The organism is Ruegeria sp. C12 (assembly GCF_056537745.1).
The window spans coordinates 414,670-432,085 of record NZ_JBQFSA010000001.1; the positions used below are offsets into that span (position 1 = coordinate 414,670).

At 55.1% G+C, this 17,416-nt stretch carries 16 protein-coding genes and 1 tRNA gene; 6 read left to right on the forward strand and 11 right to left on the reverse strand.

Annotated elements, in window-relative coordinates:
* The first annotated feature begins 41 nt into the window (after positions 1-41).
* On the forward strand, positions 42-245 hold the full coding sequence (locus tag ACR0C9_RS01895) for a helix-turn-helix domain-containing protein (protein ID WP_170452299.1): 204 nt from the start codon (positions 42-44) through the stop codon (positions 243-245).
* Positions 246-827: 582 nt separating this feature from the next.
* On the opposite strand, the gene ACR0C9_RS01900 is transcribed toward ACR0C9_RS01895, so the two are convergent.
* The 8 genes from ACR0C9_RS01900 to ACR0C9_RS01935 are packed head-to-tail and all read right to left on the reverse strand — an operon-like array spanning position 828 to position 10,899.
* Positions 828-2,186 carry an aminotransferase gene (locus ACR0C9_RS01900; RefSeq protein WP_480780267.1) on the reverse strand — a complete coding sequence of 453 codons (1,359 nt, stop codon included), beginning with the start codon at positions 2,184-2,186 and terminating at the stop codon, positions 828-830.
* Positions 2,179-3,741: a trimethylamine methyltransferase family protein gene (locus ACR0C9_RS01905; RefSeq protein WP_170739427.1), complete on the reverse strand. Its 1,563-nt coding sequence runs from the start codon at positions 3,739-3,741 to the stop codon at positions 2,179-2,181. The genes ACR0C9_RS01900 and ACR0C9_RS01905 overlap by 8 nt, the downstream gene beginning before the upstream one ends.
* Positions 3,734-4,966, reverse strand: a complete 1,233-nt coding sequence (locus tag ACR0C9_RS01910) for an aromatic ring-hydroxylating dioxygenase subunit alpha (RefSeq protein WP_170739426.1) — start codon at positions 4,964-4,966, stop codon at positions 3,734-3,736. Before ACR0C9_RS01910 ends, ACR0C9_RS01905 begins: the two co-directional genes overlap by 8 nt.
* Positions 4,963-7,026 carry an oxidoreductase gene (locus ACR0C9_RS01915; protein ID WP_170739425.1) on the reverse strand — a complete coding sequence of 688 codons (2,064 nt, stop codon included), beginning with the start codon at positions 7,024-7,026 and terminating at the stop codon, positions 4,963-4,965. The genes ACR0C9_RS01910 and ACR0C9_RS01915 overlap by 4 nt, the downstream gene beginning before the upstream one ends.
* A gap of 60 nt (positions 7,027-7,086) precedes the next feature.
* A complete protein-coding gene (locus ACR0C9_RS01920; RefSeq protein ID WP_480780268.1) occupies positions 7,087-8,148 on the reverse strand; it encodes an ABC transporter substrate-binding protein in 1,062 nt (353 codons plus the stop codon).
* A gap of 17 nt (positions 8,149-8,165) precedes the next feature.
* Positions 8,166-9,263 carry an ABC transporter ATP-binding protein gene (locus ACR0C9_RS01925; protein WP_480780269.1) on the reverse strand — a complete coding sequence of 366 codons (1,098 nt, stop codon included), beginning with the start codon at positions 9,261-9,263 and terminating at the stop codon, positions 8,166-8,168.
* A complete protein-coding gene (locus ACR0C9_RS01930) occupies positions 9,260-10,048 on the reverse strand; it encodes an ABC transporter permease (protein WP_170739422.1) in 789 nt (262 codons plus the stop codon). Before ACR0C9_RS01930 ends, ACR0C9_RS01925 begins: the two co-directional genes overlap by 4 nt.
* Positions 10,045-10,899 (reverse strand): ABC transporter permease, encoded by an 855-nt coding sequence (locus tag ACR0C9_RS01935; RefSeq protein ID WP_170739588.1) that lies wholly within the window; start codon positions 10,897-10,899, stop codon positions 10,045-10,047. The genes ACR0C9_RS01930 and ACR0C9_RS01935 overlap by 4 nt, the downstream gene beginning before the upstream one ends.
* Positions 10,900-11,002: 103 nt before the next feature.
* Here ACR0C9_RS01935 and ACR0C9_RS01940 point away from each other — a divergent pair, with 103 nt between their 5' ends.
* The 4 genes from ACR0C9_RS01940 (at position 11,003) to ACR0C9_RS01955 (ending at position 14,299) form a co-directional block, all read left to right on the forward strand.
* On the forward strand, positions 11,003-11,677 hold the full coding sequence (locus ACR0C9_RS01940) for a TetR family transcriptional regulator C-terminal domain-containing protein (protein ID WP_480780270.1): 675 nt from the start codon (positions 11,003-11,005) through the stop codon (positions 11,675-11,677).
* A 317-nt stretch (positions 11,678-11,994) separates the two neighbouring features.
* The gene (locus tag ACR0C9_RS01945) at positions 11,995-12,249 is read left to right on the forward strand and encodes a DUF3489 domain-containing protein (protein ID WP_170452284.1); all 255 of its coding nucleotides are present in this window, start codon (positions 11,995-11,997) and stop codon (positions 12,247-12,249) included.
* Between the two features lie 5 nt (positions 12,250-12,254).
* On the forward strand, positions 12,255-12,671 hold the full coding sequence (locus ACR0C9_RS01950; protein WP_480780527.1) for a DUF2924 domain-containing protein: 417 nt from the start codon (positions 12,255-12,257) through the stop codon (positions 12,669-12,671).
* Positions 12,671-14,299 (forward strand): recombinase family protein, encoded by a 1,629-nt coding sequence (locus tag ACR0C9_RS01955; RefSeq protein ID WP_480780271.1) that lies wholly within the window; start codon positions 12,671-12,673, stop codon positions 14,297-14,299. The genes ACR0C9_RS01950 and ACR0C9_RS01955 overlap by 1 nt, the downstream gene beginning before the upstream one ends.
* Positions 14,300-14,482: 183 nt before the next feature.
* Here ACR0C9_RS01955 and ACR0C9_RS01960 read toward each other — a convergent pair.
* The 3 genes from ACR0C9_RS01960 to ACR0C9_RS01970 all read right to left on the reverse strand — a co-directional run bounded on the left by ACR0C9_RS01960 (position 14,483) and on the right by ACR0C9_RS01970 (position 16,222).
* Positions 14,483-14,557: transfer RNA gene (locus ACR0C9_RS01960), tRNA-Gln, on the reverse strand.
* A gap of 94 nt (positions 14,558-14,651) precedes the next feature.
* Positions 14,652-15,641: an NADPH:quinone reductase gene (locus ACR0C9_RS01965; protein WP_480780272.1), complete on the reverse strand. Its 990-nt coding sequence runs from the start codon at positions 15,639-15,641 to the stop codon at positions 14,652-14,654.
* Between the two features lie 116 nt (positions 15,642-15,757).
* Positions 15,758-16,222, reverse strand: coding sequence for an SH3 domain-containing protein (locus ACR0C9_RS01970; RefSeq protein WP_170453126.1), 465 nt, complete (start codon positions 16,220-16,222; stop codon positions 15,758-15,760).
* A 195-nt stretch (positions 16,223-16,417) separates the two neighbouring features.
* On the opposite strand from ACR0C9_RS01970, the gene ACR0C9_RS01975 reads away from it, so the two are divergent.
* Complete coding sequence (locus ACR0C9_RS01975; protein WP_170453125.1) at positions 16,418-17,404, forward strand: 2-hydroxyacid dehydrogenase; 987 nt, start codon at positions 16,418-16,420, stop codon at positions 17,402-17,404.
* Positions 17,405-17,416: the final 12 nt, after the last annotated feature.

The window sequence follows — 17,416 nt, forward strand, 5'->3', positions numbered from 1 at the left end:
GTCTGTAGACTGATCATCTGTGTCGATGTCCAACACGCTGTATGGATGTGCGCGACCGCCTTGCCAAAAACCTGCGACGCTTGCGGCAGATAAAAGGCTGGTCGCAAGAGGAGTTCGCGCATCAAGCGGATGTTCACAGGACGTACATTAGCGATCTCGAGCGCAGTGCCCGCAACCCAACGATTACCGTTGTGGATAAACTGGCTACCGCGCTTGGTGTCTCGCTGGGTGAGTTGTTGGACTAGTTCTACGGATTGACTGACTACCGATCCTGTGCAGGCTCATACGCCCGCTTTGCGCAATCCAAAGTTGGTGCTTCGCTTCATTTTCGCCCGTTCTGACGGGCTAAGAGCTCAATCGCCCGCATACGCGCGGCGGCGTGTTGCAGCGGGACCTGGAGGGACTGAACAAGCTCTATTGCTTCTTTTGGGCTAATCTTCGATCGCTGGCCTCTGAGAGCTTGCGATGCCGCGTCCTCCAAACTACCCGTTAGCTTTGCAAAAACGAAACTGAGCTGTTCACGGGTTGTGTTGTCCATGCCAGCAGTGCCGCTTGCCAAGCCATGGAAGTCGAGCAATTTCTTTACTATCATCGGATGTACGACAAAAAACGCTTTGAGGAATCCACATCAATTTATGGGACATGGCACAACTAATTGAGGTCCCAAACTTGTGGGCCCAATGTCCCATGACATGAAGCATCAGTCGTGGGTCAAGAAAATGCGACGCCGGAACCGGCCCCTTGCGGACATTTAGGACGGAATGCAAATGCTGCAGTGGCATACCGGTCTGCGGACATCCGCAACAGTGGCGCAAGCTCTTCATTGTTCACTGAATTCGGCCAAGCCACGTTCGTGTCGCTTCAAGCCCTTTGCGCAAGATAGAAAACATCTGCTCAATTTCACCTTCGCTGATGATAAGGGGCGGCGAAAGAACACACATGTTGATAATAGGTCGAACTAATAACCCACGTTTTTGGCATTCTATATCGATCTGGCCGCCAATCTCGTAGTCGCATCCCAGATCGCTCCTGGGATCACCATCGACTGAGCATTGTACGCATCCCATCAACCCCATCCCACGCACATCGGCAACGATGTCAATCTGTCGCAAATGCTGCAGCTGATCCTGAAAAACCGGAGCGACCTTTTGAACGTGTTCGAGAAGTTTTTCCCGCTCAATGATCTCAATGCCCCTCAAACCCGCGGCCGCGCTAACTGGATGACCAGAATAGGTGTAACCATTTGAGAAGTTAGCATCTTTTCCCGAAACGTCGGCGATCAATCGGTCAGAGATAATCGCGGCACCCATCGGCGCGTACCCAGATGTCATTCCTTTAGCACAAGTTATTATGTCCGGCTGAATGCCGAAAACAACCTCTGACGAAAACCAATGGCCCAATCGCCCAAAAGCTGTCACCACTTCGTCGGAGATGTATAGAACATCATACTTTTTGCAGATGTTTAGGCAGCCTTGGTGATATCCTTTTGGCGGCACAATCACGCCACCAGATGCCAGAACCGGTTCGGCGATAAAAGCGGCAACATTTTCCGGGCCAAGCGCCAAAATGGCGTTTTCAAGATCGGAAACTTTCTCCTTCAAAAAGCTCTCTTCGCTTTGACCAGGTGAACGGTAGAGCGGATTCACGTCTGGCAGGAAATGTGCCAGGTCATCGGCTTTGTCGAGCCAAAGCCGGTCACGCTCTTTTCCACTGACGCTGGCCGCCAAGTAGGTGCTTCCATGATAGGCTTTTTGCCTTGAAATGATTTTCTTTTTCTCGGGTCGACCCAAAAGGTTGTTTCTAAAATGGACAAATCGGATAGCCGTATCCACCGCAGTGGAGCCGCCCGTGGTAAAGAAGACATTGTTCAAATCGCCAGGCGCTCGTTTGGCTATTTCGCGCGCGAACCGCGCAGCAGTCGAGTTGGTGTTGTTGAAAGGCGAGAAATAGGCAAGTCTCCTAGCTTGCTCAGCCATGGCCTCGGCCATCTCTTCGCGCCCATAACCGATCTGGGTGCACCACATGCCTCCCGGTCCGTCGATCAAGCGTTCACCCTTTTCGTTCACTACATGAATGCCGCTGGCACTTTCGACAAAAGTACGGCTATTTTTGCCTAAAGCTTCCATCCCTTCCCACGGGTGCAGGAAGTGATCGTTGTCCCATTGTTTGGCATTAGAGTTATCCATGATGGGTCATGCTTTTCGCGCTCATTACAATGGGAAATTCTTCACGCACCTGAGTGTCCAAAGCGCCGAAATAGTTGGGGAAATGACTGTTTAGAATAGAGTTGGCTTTGTCACGGGCGCGGTCCAGCAAATCTGTTTTGCCTTCGTTTTCCCATGTGTCTGTACGCTCACGATCCATAAGTCGCGGATAGACGAATTCGCTGTTCATATAGTTCAGCGTGTGCGGGTTGCCGAGGAAATGGCCGGGGTCGATGGCGCAATCGTGGATCACATCCACAGCCATGGTTTCATCCGTGACCTCTATCCCGCGCAACGACCGCAGGATCATTCCACCCGCTTCGTCATCGATGACCATACTTTCAAAACTACACCCCATGAGGCTACCGATCATACCGCCAAACTCGCAAAGGCGATTGGCACCGGCATGAGCAGCAAGCGTGAAGGTCAGCGCCTTTTCTAACCCGTATTGCGCGTCGGGCAATTTGGCATCGGTCATGCCTGCGCCAACGGATGTGGGCAGACCATAGAAGTTGCCCATTTGAATGGCAGCCGCGCCGATCAGGGCTTGTTCGCCGCTGCCACCGGTGAACGAGCCGCTGCGCAAATCAGTGATGAAGGGCCAGGCGGCAAAGCAAACCGGACAGCCTGGAGTGATGAGGTTTACGATGGCAACGCAGGCCAGCGTTTCGGCCACGGTTTGTACCAACGTTCCCGCAAGCGTCGCGGGGGCTGTGGCCCCGGCTTGCGGAGGCACAGCCAGATCGACGGTGAGGCCAAGCTTGGCGGTATCAATCAGGATCTCCATGTTTTCCTTGCCGATCCGCAGCGGCGAAACCATAGGACAGCCGCCAAAAATGACGCTTGGCTTTTTCATGAAAGCCCCTTCGCCACCCTGAGCCAAATCAAACATGCGGATGGCATGCGGGATATGGCTCCGGTCGCGAAAGGTCAGACAGGCAGGCTTTTGGCTGCCTGCTAGCATTGCATATATGGTGTTCATATCGTGAGCGAAATCATCGGTCACATCGGTAGCCAAAACTGTGTCGCCCAGCATATGGATGTTGTCCAAGCGGTCCACTAGTCGGGTGAAATCATAAACGTCGCGCAGAACCGATGGACGATAGGACTTGGTCTCGGAATCGAAGGTTGTGACGGCGGTGCCAGAGTTGGCGAAATAGACACTCTCGGCCGAGCACTGCATATCGTCTTTGCCTTCACGCTCACCGCGGGCATAGACATAAAACTCTCTGGCGGCAGCCGCCAGAATGTCTTCCATAAGGGCGCGGGGGAAGCACAACCTATTGAGGTCATTCAAAACTGCGCCTTTGGGAAGCACCAGATCAAGCAATTCCGGGAAATGGTCGGTAACGCCCGTGTTTTCCAGAACGGTTAAGGCCGCTTGATGGATGTTCTCCATATCTGCTCGGGTCAGAGGTTTATAGCGGCCGCCACTTAGGCCTCCACGTACGGCCTCATTGCCCGTGGTAGCCTGTTGAACCTTTATGCGCGCGGCGCGTCCGCCGCCGCCGCGACGGCGTGATTTTGCCTCAGCCATGACCGGACATCCTTTGTTCTGGTTCCGGGCTGATCATGTTGAAATAGAAATCGTAGAAGTCCTGGATCGAGGTTTCCATCTCGCCCAAGGGGCCCGGTTGGAAGTATTGAGAATTTACGCCGGACTGGTTGTGGCGAATGATGCGTTCGTCATCCAAAGATGTGACATGCCAAAGCCAGGTCAGGTCTTCTTTGTCGTAGTCTTCGCCTTCTTCGGCGTCAGCGCGAACCAGCCAGACCACCTGAATGTCGGTTTCCTGTAAGCCTCGTGGAATGAAGCGGTAGCCGACCATGTGATCCGAATAAATCAGGAACCAATTCAATGGACCAATATCAAAGTCAGTTGCGCCACCGTCGAAGCCTTTGAGCGTTCCAAGCAATGGTGCAAGTGCCTCGCCCGATTGGCTGCCGGTTTTGTAGCCTTGGTAAAGCGGATAGCGACGATAGTACCCGCTGGTAAATGGGGTCAGCGCAGCGTCGCCGACAAGAGTCAATTCATTGGGTGACAGCCCGGCTTCTACAGCCCTAGCCTTTAGCGGCTCGACCAAACCAGCCATGTCTTGCGGTGATTTCAAGCTATGGGAGCGAGAATACTCTTTGTGCGCTGGCCCGCAGTGGTAGCATTCAAGGTAGTTCTCAACAGCTAGTTTCCAATTCGCGGGAACAGGAAATGACGCGGTATGCGCTACTTTCAAATCGTTCAGGCCATAGGGTTCGACGAGTGGCTCAAGTTTGCTGAGGACAGGATCAAGTGATGGGGTGTTTGCATCGGCACAGACAAAGATCAGGCCCTTGAATACACTCACCTGAACGGGAAGAAGCCCAAACTTTGACGGGTCGAATTGTTCCCCCATATTGTGACTTGCACGAAGTTTTCCTGATAGCTCGTATGTCCATGCGTGGTAGGGGCAAACAAGAACGCGGGCGTTGCCGGACTGTTCTGTGCAGACGCGAGATCCGCGATGGCGGCAGACATTCAAATGAGCACGAAAATCTCCATCGCGGTCGCGAACAATGATAATGCTCTCCGGGCCATAGTCGAACAGGAAGTAGTCACCGGGGCTTGGGATCTGACTGACATGCCCTGCCCAAAGCCAGTTGCGGTTCCAGACCCGGGCAATGTCATAGTTATAGATGTCTTGGGAGGTATAGAATTCGCGCGGCAGGGCGTGGCCGTACTGGTGCGAGGCTATCAGCGCATCCAACTCAAACGGTCGGCTGTTCATCTCGTTTCCTCCAAATCGATTATCTCGCGGCGAAACCAATCCTGATCTGCTTCTGCCTTGGGGCGTTCAAAATCACGGGCCGCGCGGTGGCCCGCGAAGACTGCGTCGACGATCAGCCCTGGAGAAGCGGCATCGCCAATAAGTTCGACGGTTTTCAACCTGAGCCCGCGCAAGCTTTCATATAGCGTCGTCTCACGCTGACGTTCAGTGACCAGAATTGTCGAGGCACATGGAATATCCATTTCGCGACCAGTAAAGGCACAACCGATGCGGGCCATGTCACCTTGAACCGCCGTCAGCACCTGATTGCAATGAATGTCGATACCAAGCTCCATCAGGCGGGCCTGAATGCGAGGCTGCTCCAAAGTATTGATGGAGTAAGCTGAAACCAAACTCTCCGGCGTGACAAAGACCACCTGGTATCCTGCAGTCGCCAGTTTTTCGGCGATCACTCCTGCCAGATAGATATGATCGTCATCATAGATCAAGACCGGGCCATCCGGCGGTAGAACACCATTCATGATGTCATCAGGTGTCAGCACATTGGCGCTTTGCTCGATCTGTGGCACATGGCGCTGGGTGTTACGGCCCATGCCGTCGGTTCGCCAAAGGCTGCCGGTGGCCACAAAGACGTGTTCGACGCCCAGCTCTGCCACTTGATCGCCATCAAGCCTGCTGTCAGTGAACAGCTGAACGTTGCCGCGTTGCTTTAAATCATGCAGACGATAGTCGACGACGCGGGACCAAGCTGCGAGGCCGGGAAGTTTGCTTTCCTTCGTAACCCGCCCGCCCAATTCGGCTGACGCCTCGGCCAACGTCACCTGATATCCTCGCCTTGCCAACTGCATGGCGCATTCAAGACCGGCAGGGCCAGCGCCAACAACCAAAGTGTCCGCGTTGCTCTTTTTCGGCGCGATGATCTCGGGGTGCCAACCGCGTCGCCATTCCTCACCCATGGTGGGGTTTTGAGTGCAGCGGATCGGGATGCCCAGATTGTCGGATGAGACGCAGATATTGCAGCCGATACATTCGCGGATTTCGTCAATGCGACCCTTCTCAATCTTTTTCGGAATGAACGGGTCCGCTATGGAAGGTCGCGCGGCTCCGATAAGGTCGACAATTCCCTTATTGACCATCGACAACATCATGTCAGGCGACGTCAGGCGACCGACACCAACCACAGGTTTGCGGGTGATCTGCTTAACGTGGGACAGAAACGCGTTCTGATATCCGTCCTCTGGCTGAAAACGAGTCGTGGCACTGTCATTGGACCAGTCAGCCACATTCACATCCCATAGGTCAGGAAGATCAGCCAAGAGCTCGACAATGGCGCGGCCTTCTTCTGCTGCCTGCATGCCCCCGGCACCCATCATCTCATCAATAGCAAAACGGAACGCCACAGCGCAGTTGTCGCCCACGGCCTCGTGAGTGTCTTCCAGCAGTTCACGTGTCAGACGCACGCGATTTTCGAGCGACCCACCATATTCATCGCTACGCTGGTTCATATGCGGCAGCATGAAATGCTGCGCCAATGTCATGTTGTGCCCGGCATACACATAAATGATGTCAAACCCGGCATCTTTCGCGCGCAAGGCGGCCTCGCGGTGCCAACGGCGGAATTCCCGAATGTCGGCCTTATCCATAGCCTGCGCCTGCTTGGGGTGTGTCGTGTCGACGGACATTTCGGAAGGTGCAAGAACCGGGGCGCGGGTTAGCAGGTTTTGCGCATGATTGCCGTTATGAACCAGCTGGATAGCCGCCAGTGCACCATGTGCATGTACTGCGTCTGTCATCAGCCGCAACGCGGGCACATCGCGCGCGTCCCATAGCCGCCCTTCGGCATAAGGAGAAAGGTCAGAAGTCGGGTGAATCTCGGTCTCCTGATTGGAAACCACCGCCCACCCGCCTTCGGCCTTTATTCCACGAACGGCAGCATCCGCCCTTGGTCGGAGGTGCCCCAACCCGGTGCAATGAGGCACCTGATAGAAGCGGTTCCTGGCAGTGACTGGCCCGATCTGAACCGGTTCCAAGAGCACAGCATATGGGTTCGCGTCTGACATGTTCACGCGTTTTCCTGTGTTTGTGTTCCGGGGCTGGTTGGCCCCGGAGATATTGTTGAATCAGAAGCCGGCTTTGATCCGTTCAAACTCCGCCAGCATTTTTGCCTCAAGCTCGGGGTTCACCGCGTCAAAGAACAAACTGCCCTCGAAGAAGCTTTTTGGATCGGAGAAACCATAGGCTTCGATGTTGGCCTGATCGGCAACTTCGAACGCTTTTGCGTTGGAATGCGGGTAGCCCCAGTTGTCGATGATGTACTGACCGCTGGCCGGGTCGGTAAGCGCGTTCAACAGATCATAGACCTGATCGACCGGTGTCGTGGATGATTTCAGATGCACATAGCCGCACGCCCAAGTCGCGATACCCTTATCGACGTCTCGCATCATCGCGGCAGGCACCTCATTCCAGATCAGGTTTAGTTCTGACTGGTTCCAGGCCCAACCTAATTCGATCTCGCCGCTGGTCATTGCCTGGTCAAACTGACCTGCGTCGGACCAGTAAAAGCGCATGTTCGGGTGGATCGAGCGCAGGAAGTCAGACGCTTCCTTGAACTGCTCATCGCTCAAGTTGGTGTAGTCGTCAGCATTTCCAGTAGCCAGCGCCGCTAACGCATACGCAGATGATGCGGCATCCGGGATCGCGATCTTACCGGCATAGGCCGGGTCGGCCAGTAATTGCAGTGAGATATCGTCGCCCGAGATTTTGTCGGTGCGATAGATAAGGCCCGTGTTCCCCCATTCGAACGGCAACATGTAAAGCTGGCCGTCCAGAACGATGGCGTCGACCTCCTTGATCTCGGGCAGTACATCGGCCCAATTGGTCAGTTTGCTTTCATCCAGCGGCTGAATCAGATCTGCTGCGACCCACTTTCTGACCGCGTCGGAACAAGGATGTGCCAGATCAGCAGTAAAACCGGAACTCAGCTTGGTAAAGGCTTCTTCCTGGCTTCCGAAATAGGAATAGCTCGGTGCCTCATTCCCGTATTTTTCCATGTAGCTGGCAAAGAAGCCCGGGTCTTCATATCCCGACCAATCAAAAACCGTCAGATCAGCTCCACCGGCGCTGGCGCTTCCTGCACATATCGCCGTCGCACATGCGAAAGCCGCAATTCCCTGAAGTTTCATTTTTTCCTCCCATTGTCTTATTCTGTGTCCGTGCCAAGATCGATCACGCTGGCGCTTTGGACTCCCAGCCAAACTGCGTCGCCGCGATTGAAATCAACCGTATGAAAGTAGTTCGGAACCGAGACCGCGATCGGCGCGTCGGCTTCCGCAACTTGAATGTGGTAGTGAATGTTCTCGCCATAGAAGGCCACATTGCTGACTTTGCCCTGAACGGTTAATGGATAGTCTTCGGGTTTTTCAGCGGTGATTTCTAATTGTTCGGGTCGAATACCGATGTTCATATCTCGGGCGCTGGTTGCAACGTTGAGGTTTCTTCCAATTTCCATTTGGCCAAAGGCCTTCGCGTGGATTGAAAGCGTTTCGCCATTTTCCTTTAGCAACTGGGCAGGCAGAATGTTCATCTCACCGATGAAACTGGCAACCTGCTGATCGCAAGGCCGGGCGTAAAGCGTTGTTGGCGTATCCACCTGCTTGAGGCGCCCTTTGAACATCACGCCAATGCGGTCAGACATTGTCATCGCCTCGTATTGGTCGTGTGTGACCATCACAAAGGTAATACCCAGCGATTGCTGCAGATTGCGCATTTCAAATTGCATCTGCTCGCGCAGCTTCTTGTCCAAGGCCGACAAGGGCTCATCCAGCAACAATACTTTGGGTCGCATGATCAGCGCGCGGGCGAGCGCCACCCTTTGCCGTTGCCCGCCTGACAACTCACTTGCGCCGCGATCCTCAAGACCTCCCAGCTCGACCATTTCTAAGGCTTCGGCTACTCGCTGGTCGATTTCGGCTTTGGGGGCCTTGCCGCGTAATCCATAGGCCACGTTGTTCCCGACATTCAGGTGCGGGAAGATAGCATAGCTCTGAAATACCGTGTTGGTCGGCCGGTTATTGGCAGGCACACCATCCATATCCTGACCGTCGATCAGCACAGTGCCTTTGGTCGGCTCTTGGAATCCCGCGATCATCCTCAATACCGTGGTTTTGCCACATCCCGATGGGCCGAGGAGTGAGAAAAACTCGCCTTCTTTAAGATCGAGATTGATCCCGCTAGCCGCCAGGAATGTACCATAGCGCTTTTCGACGCCCCTGAGTTCTATGATGTTTTTGTCTGTCATCTGACCTCTGATGCGGATGAGCGGCGCCGGAAATACTCAGCCAGCACCAAAAGCAGGACCGACGTAAGCAGCAGGATAGAGCCTAGGGCCAAAACGTTTGGAAGCTTGGCGGGGAAACGAATCTGGCTCCAGATGTATACTGGCAAGGTTGGTTGGTTGCCGGACAGGAAAAAGGCGAGGACGAATTCGTCGAAGCTGACTGTGAAAGTGACCAACAAACTGGCTACGATACCTGGTGAAACGACCGGAAGCGTCACGCGGCGGAAGGTGTCGAACACGCCGACGCCCAGATCGTAAGATGCTTCCTCCAGCGACGCATCGAAGTCATCGAACGCAGACTTCAGGATCGAGACGGAAAACGGCAGCGCAAGAAATGTATGGCCCAGAACGACGGTCAGCAAAGACGGCTTGAGTCCGACAAACAGAAACAGAACCAGCATTGAAGAAGCAACTATAATGCCGGGAATAACCAAAGGCAGCATCACCAGACCTTCGGCAGCACGCTGACCCCGAAAACGGTACCGAACAAAGGCGCGAGCGGCGAACAACCCCATTGCGGTAGACAGAAGTGCCACGACGGTGCCGACGCCAATCGAATTCCAAAGGGCCTGGATCAAGGTATCCTGTTCGCCCAGCTTCCGATACCAGTCCAGCGTCCAGCCCTTGATCGGAAAGGCAATTATTGTGCCGCTATTGAATGAAAACAAGGGCAGAAAAAGGACGGGCAGGTAAAGAAAAACCAAATACAGAAAAGCGTAGGCTGTCAGGGTCGAAGGGCGTCTCATCTTATGCGCCTCCCTAGCCGGGTGGCGGTAATTACAAACACTATGGCGACAAAGCCAACCGATAGCATCGCGATCAGTGAAAGGGTGGCGCCGAGTGGCCAGTTGTTGGCGGCCCCGAACTGCACCTGAATTAGGTTGGCGATCATCTTCCCGTCCGACCCTCCAACCAGTGCCGGGGTCACATAGTCACCTACCGTGGGGATAAATATGATCAGACAAGCAGCAATAATCCCCGGGATGGTTAGTGGCAGCGTCACCCGCATGAAGCGTTGAAAAGGGCTGTTACCGAGGTCGGTGGCGGCTTCTAGTAAGCTTGGATCGATCTTCTGCAATGAGACATAGATCGGCAGGATCGCAAATGGCGCCCAGGCATGAGCAAGCGTCAGCACGACTGCAAATTCATTGTAGAGAAGGAAGCCCAGCGGTTCGTCAATCAAGCCAAGCATCAACAGTGCGGAGTTCATCACTCCATTGAACCCTAGAATGAGTTTCCAGGAAAAAACGCGCAGGAGATAGCTAGACCAGAATGGAATGGTGATGAGCAGAAGCCAGATGGTCTTTTTCCGGGCCTTCATCGCGATGAAATAAGCGATGGGATATGCCAGTGCGACGGTAACTGCTGTTACTGCTCCGGCAATCCAGATCGACCTTAGCATCAAGTGTCGGACCAGAGGATCTGCAAACGCGTCGCTATAATTTTTTAGTGTCGGCGTCTTGTCGAGCGTTACGTAAGTCTGCGTCCAGAACGAATAGGCGATCAGGATCAACAATGGAGCCGTCACCAGAAAACCCACATAAGCCGTGGCTGGTGCGCTGAGGGTATAGCCCCGGGATGCTTCGCTACGAAAGATTACCCAACCTCCCTTCCGGATTTTCACGAGTCACTAATGGACGATCGTCCATTAAATGTTGCGCCAGAACGGTCTTTCGTGTCAATCTTCCTGTGAGATAGACTTGAAGGATGCCATCAAGAGGATGGAATTATTGAATAAAGTGGAAAACGTCAGAGGAAGAAAACGTGGCTCGAAACGTGCTCCGGATGCCAATAAGCAACTTCTGATCAAGGCGACTCTGGACTCTATCGCGGATATTGGAGTCACCGATACGACGGTCAGCCGCATCTGCGAGCGCTCTGGTTTATCGCGCGGAATGATCCATTTGCATTTCGGCGGGAAGGACAATTTGCTGACGGCAGCAGCCCAGCATTTCAGTGCTCAATATTATGCCGAAATGGACAAATTGACCGATCTGGGTTCGGATGCATCGCCCGAAGACCGTGTGATGGCCGTGATCGAGGCGGACCTATCCGAAGCTCTGCTCAATCCAAGAAGTACGAAAATCTGGCATGCATTTCGCGGCATCGCGAGCTCACACCCAGGTATTGCCCGCTACAGCAGCACCCAAGATCAAAAACTTGTCGAGACCTTGCGGCTTGCGTTTAAGGAAATAGCCCAAAAAAACGAGCGTGACCCAAACTTGGTGGACGATGCCACCGCCGGAACGCTGGCTTTACTGGAAGGTATGTGGGTCAATTACCTAACAGATATGCAGGGTTTTTCACGACGACGCTCTGTTGATCTTATTAGACGTTTCTTGTGCGGACTTTTCCCCGGAAAATTCAAATTGTGAGATTTCGAGACGCTCAGACTTGAGACAGAAAAACAGCATGTTCTTGGAAAGCCGACTGCTGTTATTGGCGAATTCCCTGGCGTCTAAATGCAACACCCCCGTGCATTGGACGAAATCCAACGCCCGCTTTCCCCTGAAGAAAGGTTTCCATTGCACGTGCAGCGAAAGACCGCTTTCCGCCCGATTCTTACAGTAAACAACTGGACTTTGGCTTGTACGGAAGTGGTACTGACGACGGTTGAGATACGCTCGGGGCACCCGGGCTCCACTCAGTACAGGGCGCAGGATCAGCCTGTGCCCGCAAAGTGGAGACATCAATGACAACTTCATGTGATACGGAAATCAAAACACCACCCGCCAAACCCGCCCGGAACAACCCGACGCGACAGCAACAGTTGCAGAAACTGTTGTCCCGCAAGGCTGGTGCAACGATTGCGCAGATTCAGAACGCCTTTGGGTGGCAACCGCATTCCGCGCGCGCGGCGATTTCGATGTTGCGCAAGGCGGGACATACTGTTGAGCGATCTGGATCTGGCAAAGGTACGCTCTACCGGATAGTGAAGTCGGTGTGATCGCCATGGATCCTACGCGCGCGGATCGTGACCTTGCGAAGACATTTGACGACATTGAACACCTAGATCGCCTCGGCTGTCTTGACCGATGGCGGGAAGTGTTCGGTCGGTCGCCGCCAAAATACCTGTCCCCGCAGTTCATGAAACGGGTACTAATCTGGGAACTACAGAACCGGGAATTGGGAGGGTTGTCTGCGAAGACAGAACGCCGATTGCAGAATATCGCGTTGGGAAAAACGCCGCCTCCTAGTCTGAAGCCGGGTTTACATCTAGTGCGGGAATGGAACGGACGCACCTATCAGATTGAAGTGGTTGATCGCGGGTTCGTCATGGACGGCAAAACATGGCGTTCCCTGTCCGCCATAGCAAAGCACATCACCGGAGCGCACTGGTCCGGGCCGCGCTTCTTCGGGGTTCAGTGATGCGACGCATCCGCTGCGCCATTTACACTCGGAAAAGCTCGGAGGAGGGGCTGGAGCAGGATTTCAACTCACTCGATGCCCAGCGGGAAGCCTGTGAAGCATACATCGCGAGCCAGAAGCATGAGGGCTGGGAATTATTGCCGGATCACTATGACGATGGCGGTATCTCGGGCGGTCATCTTGACCGCCCGGCGTTGCAGCGGCTGATGCAGGCTGTTGACCAGAAACGCGTGGATCAGATTGTTGTCTACAAGATTGACCGGCTGACGCGCTCGCTGGCTGATTTTGCAAAGCTGGTCGAACGCCTCGACGCGGCCGACGCATCGTTTGTGTCCGTTACCCAGTCCTTTAATACGTCGACCAGTATGGGTCGCCTGACACTCAACGTGCTGCTCAGCTTCGCTCAGTTCGAACGGGAAGTCACCGCTGAGCGTATCCGGGATAAAAATGCTGCCTCAAAACGCAAGGGTCTTTGGATGGGCGGGAACGTTCCACTTGGGTATCAGGCTGACGGCCGGACGCTCAAAATCGACGAAGAAGAAGCTGAGATCATCAGGACGCTCTACGATCTCTATCTGGAGCATCAGACCATTCTTGACGTGAAAGAGCAGGCGGAAGCACTGGGTCTCCGGTCGCGCCGCCGGGAACGTTCTGGCGGACGCGTGACAGGTGGTACGTTCTTCGATCGCGGACACATCCATCATCTGATCAGCAACCCAATCTATGCTGGCCACATCCGACACAAGGGTCGGGTTTATGAGGGGCAGCATCCTGCCATCATCAACCCGGCGGTGTGGGAGCGGGTGCAGCAGCTGCTGAAAGATGGCGCAGTAAGGGAGCGCGGCGTTAAGCAGAAAGCAAAGCGATCAGCACTGGCCGGAAAGCTCTATGATGAGACCGGAGATCGGCTGACGCCCAGCCATAGTCGCAAAAATGGAAAGCGGTTGCGGTACTATATCTCTGGTCGTCTTGTGACGGATCGCAGTCAGAAGTTTCCCGATACGTGGCGACTGCCTGCAGAACAGCTTGAGAACCTCCTGGCTGAAGTGGTCAGACAACACCTAAGCCGACCGAACGCTGTGACATCAATGTTACAGGATATGTCTGCGGCCGAAATTGCTTCAGCAGCGGAGCATCTCAGAAATTGCCAGTCCGTCAGGAAATGCCTCGACCTGATTGCGCGGGCAGACATACGACAGGGGTCGCTGAGTCTGCAGCTGGATCTACAGGCATTGGCCCGGATGATCGAGTGCAGAGCGGATCAGGTCAATGCCGAAGAACTAACAATTGAAGCTCCATTCCAGATGCGCCGCAGAGGCGTGGAACTGAAATTGCACTTGGGCGATCCGCCTCCTGAGATCGATCAGACACTTGTCCGCAACATAATCAAGGCGCGCCAATTGTTGGCGATGATTATTGACGGCAGAACGTTTTCTGAGATTGCTGAAGAAGAGGGCATTTCCAAACGCCGCGTTCAGGATGTGGTCGATCTGGCCATGCTAGCGCCTGATGTTCTGGATGCCATCGCTGCAGGCGAGCAACCTGACGGCCTGACCACGGATTACCTCATCAAGTCCGGCTTCCCAGCGATCTGGTCAGAACAGCGCCAGCAGTTCGCTGCGCTCTGATCTACAGACTCTCCCAAAGTCACCAAACTCGTACCGCCGGAACCGCGTACTGAGACTGCGGCCCGAAATCGGCTATTGTTGTGCTCACGTTCGCGTCTCAGCTCGAATCGTCAAAAACTAAGTCCCTGAAAATTAGCCACAATCGGCAACCAATTATTCAGTGTGTGATTTAATGGAAAATCATGGCTGGGGTGGTAGGATTCGAACCTACGATACACGGTACCAAAAACCGCTGCCTTACCACTTGGCTACACCCCAACGGTGAGCGGCTATCTACGATTGTTGTTGGCGGGGTTCAAGGGCTTTTGGGTAAAAAATGCGACTGCCTTGGAAAAATATTTTTGGCCGGTCGTCAGGTGGTTTTCAACAGCACTGCGCCGTTGCGATTGCCGGTTTGGACAAGGTCATGGGCGGATGCGCAATCCTGTAGCGGCAGGATCGTTTCAACCGGGCAAATCAAGCTGCCATCTTCCAATGCTGCATGCAGCCGATTGATCGCCGCAGATCGCGGTGCAGGCGGCAGAAGGTAGATCAGGATAAGCTCAAGCGTCACAGCTTTGAACATCAGGGGGTAAAAGGGCAGGGTGGGGTACATCTCCTGCGCAGAGCCGAACGCGTTGATACGTCCATTCTCGGCGATCACGGCAGTATTTGTTTCAACATTCCGGCCAAATTCAACATCGACGATTCGGTTGATCGGAACGCCATCATTGGCGGCAAGGATTTGCTGGGCCAGATCGGGATCGCTGTAGTCCAGTACCGTTTCCGATCCGGCCTGTCGCACGCGCTCATAGTTGCGAGGGTGTGCAGTGCTAATGACACGGGCGCCTGCCCATTTCGCCATTTGGACGGCCAGATAGCCGACCGTGCCTGCTCCGCCGTGGATCAAAATGGTTTGGCGTTCAATTTCACCGCCTGAAAAGACAGCGTGGCTGGCCGTCAGGCCCGGAATGCCAAGAACTGCCCCGGTTTCCAGGGAGACGGCGTCCGGGAGGGCAACCGCCTGATCCGAGGGCAGTGTGATTTGGGTGGCCGCTGTTCCCAAGGCGCGATTCCACTGGCCATTCCATATCCAGACGCGCTGACCCAGCCGCGATTTTGGAACGCCTTCTCCAACGGCAGAGATTACACCGGACCCGTCGCTGTGGGGGACGATAACCGGGAACGCAGGTTTCGTGACCCCGGGTCTGGATCCGGCACGCGCTTTGACGTCCGAGGGGTTCACACCGGAAAAGGCCAGATCAACGGTCACGTCACCTGGGGCCGGAGGCACGTCGGGAAGGTCTTGCAGTTTCAGAACGTCTGACGCATCGCCGAACGCTGAATATGTGATGGCTTTCATGGTGTCCCCTCGGCCCTGTCAGGTCAATTTAGCTGCGTCGCGGGGCATTGCCAGAGATTCGAACCTCGGTCGCGCCCGAACGATTGCGCGGTGCAGCCAGCACAAGGCGGTGGCTCTTACTCGCGGATTTCGGAGGGTTCGACGCCCCAGAGGTTGGATTTCAAGGTCCAGCCGCGATAGCCGCCTGCGGAAATACGGCACCAATCCAATGAGCAGGTGCCAAGGCGGGCGACGACTCCGGTTTCGAAATGCGCATTGATCTGAGAATTTGGGTCAGGGCGGGCGTAGACGGGCAACATATCGGATTCGATCAGAACGGTCCGAACACCTGACAGCAACGCGTAATGGACCCAGCCGCCTGCTCCGTCACGGTCCTGTACCTTGCGCCAGTTGCCATACTCTGCCGTGATCTGCAGCGGCATGCCCCGACGTTTGAACACCCAGTCGATTCGATGGGTCAGGGACGGGCCGCGCCGCACATTCCCCTCGGCCGCTTTCATCGAGACATAGCGGGGCAGGGGCAGATTCGTGACAGGGCCGCGCGCCTCTTGCGTCGCGGCGGCGATTGGGCCGAACGCCATAAGAACCACGGTAAGGATCGCCAAACAGCGGCGTTTCACCGGTAGAAGACCACTCACTGACTGTCTGCTCTTGTGCCTGTTGATCTGCTTTCGAAAAAAGGTCGACTCAATGCCTTAGGGGTTCTTGTGCCCCGCCTTATCCTGCGCCACGATGCCATGGAGCGCGCGCGTTTGCAAAGCGATGGGAGGGCTGAGGTGCCAAGAGAACGTCTGAGTGTTGTTGTAACGCGACGGTTGCCCGAGGCAGTGGAAACGCGGTTGAGCGAGTTGTTCGATGTTCGCCTGCGCGAGGATGACGCGCCCATGACACGCGAAGAACTGGTCGCGGCGGTGCAAGAGGCCGATGTGCTGGTACCCACAGTGACCGACACAATTGACGGTGGATTGTTGGGGCAGGCGGGTGAGAACCTGCGTCTGATCGCAAACTATGGCGCGGGTGTCGATAATATCGACGTGGCCACAGCCCGGCAGCGCGGCATTCTGGTGTCGAACACGCCGGGTGTGCTGACCGACGATACGGCCGACATGACCATGGGTCTTATTCTGGCGGTTACGCGCCGCATTCCCGAAGGGTTGGCCGTGATGCAGCAGGGCGATTGGGCCGGGTGGGCACCCACAGCATTGCTGGGTGGCCGGATCGGTGGTCGACGTCTGGGCATTCTGGGCATGGGCCGGATTGGGCAGGCCGTTGCCCGCCGTGCCAGCGCCTTTGGCATGCAGGTGCATTATCACAATCGCCGCCGCCTGCGCCCCGAGACCGAGGAAGAGCTTGAGGCGACCTATTGGGAAAGCCTGGATCAGATGGTGGCGCGCATGGATGTGATCTCGGTCAATTGTCCGTCAACGCCATCGACCTTTCACCTGATGAATGCGCGACGGTTGAAGCTGATGAAGCCCTCGGCAGTGCTTGTGAACACGTCGCGGGGTGAGGTGGTGGACGAGAACGCCCTGACCCGCCTGATCCGCGCGGGTGAGATCGCCGGGGCCGGGCTGGATGTTTATGAACACGGCACCAATGTGAACCCGCGCCTGCGGCAATTGCCGAACGTTGTGCTTCTGCCGCATATGGGGTCGGCCACGTTGGAAGGGCGGATCGAGATGGGCGAGAAGGTGATCATCAACATCAAGACGTTTGAGGATGGCCACCGCCCGCCGGATCAGGTTGTGCCCGCTATGCTATAGCGCATTGGGAAA

Coding starts and splice junctions, on each gene's coding strand:
- ACR0C9_RS01895 (WP_170452299.1), top strand. CDS start 42: ATGGATGTGCGCGACCGCCTTGCCAAAAACCTGCGACGCTTGCGGCAG.
- ACR0C9_RS01900 (WP_480780267.1), bottom strand. CDS start 2,186: ATGGATAACTCTAATGCCAAACAATGGGACAACGATCACTTCCTGCAC.
- ACR0C9_RS01905 (WP_170739427.1), bottom strand. CDS start 3,741: ATGGCTGAGGCAAAATCACGCCGTCGCGGCGGCGGCGGACGCGCCGCG.
- ACR0C9_RS01910 (WP_170739426.1), bottom strand. CDS start 4,966: ATGAACAGCCGACCGTTTGAGTTGGATGCGCTGATAGCCTCGCACCAG.
- ACR0C9_RS01915 (WP_170739425.1), bottom strand. CDS start 7,026: ATGTCAGACGCGAACCCATATGCTGTGCTCTTGGAACCGGTTCAGATC.
- ACR0C9_RS01920 (WP_480780268.1), bottom strand. CDS start 8,148: ATGAAACTTCAGGGAATTGCGGCTTTCGCATGTGCGACGGCGATATGT.
- ACR0C9_RS01925 (WP_480780269.1), bottom strand. CDS start 9,263: ATGACAGACAAAAACATCATAGAACTCAGGGGCGTCGAAAAGCGCTAT.
- ACR0C9_RS01930 (WP_170739422.1), bottom strand. CDS start 10,048: ATGAGACGCCCTTCGACCCTGACAGCCTACGCTTTTCTGTATTTGGTT.
- ACR0C9_RS01945 (WP_170452284.1), top strand. CDS start 11,995: ATGACAACTTCATGTGATACGGAAATCAAAACACCACCCGCCAAACCC.
- ACR0C9_RS01950 (WP_480780527.1), top strand. CDS start 12,255: ATGGATCCTACGCGCGCGGATCGTGACCTTGCGAAGACATTTGACGAC.
- ACR0C9_RS01955 (WP_480780271.1), top strand. CDS start 12,671: ATGCGACGCATCCGCTGCGCCATTTACACTCGGAAAAGCTCGGAGGAG.
- ACR0C9_RS01965 (WP_480780272.1), bottom strand. CDS start 15,641: ATGAAAGCCATCACATATTCAGCGTTCGGCGATGCGTCAGACGTTCTG.
- ACR0C9_RS01970 (WP_170453126.1), bottom strand. CDS start 16,222: ATGGCGTTCGGCCCAATCGCCGCCGCGACGCAAGAGGCGCGCGGCCCT.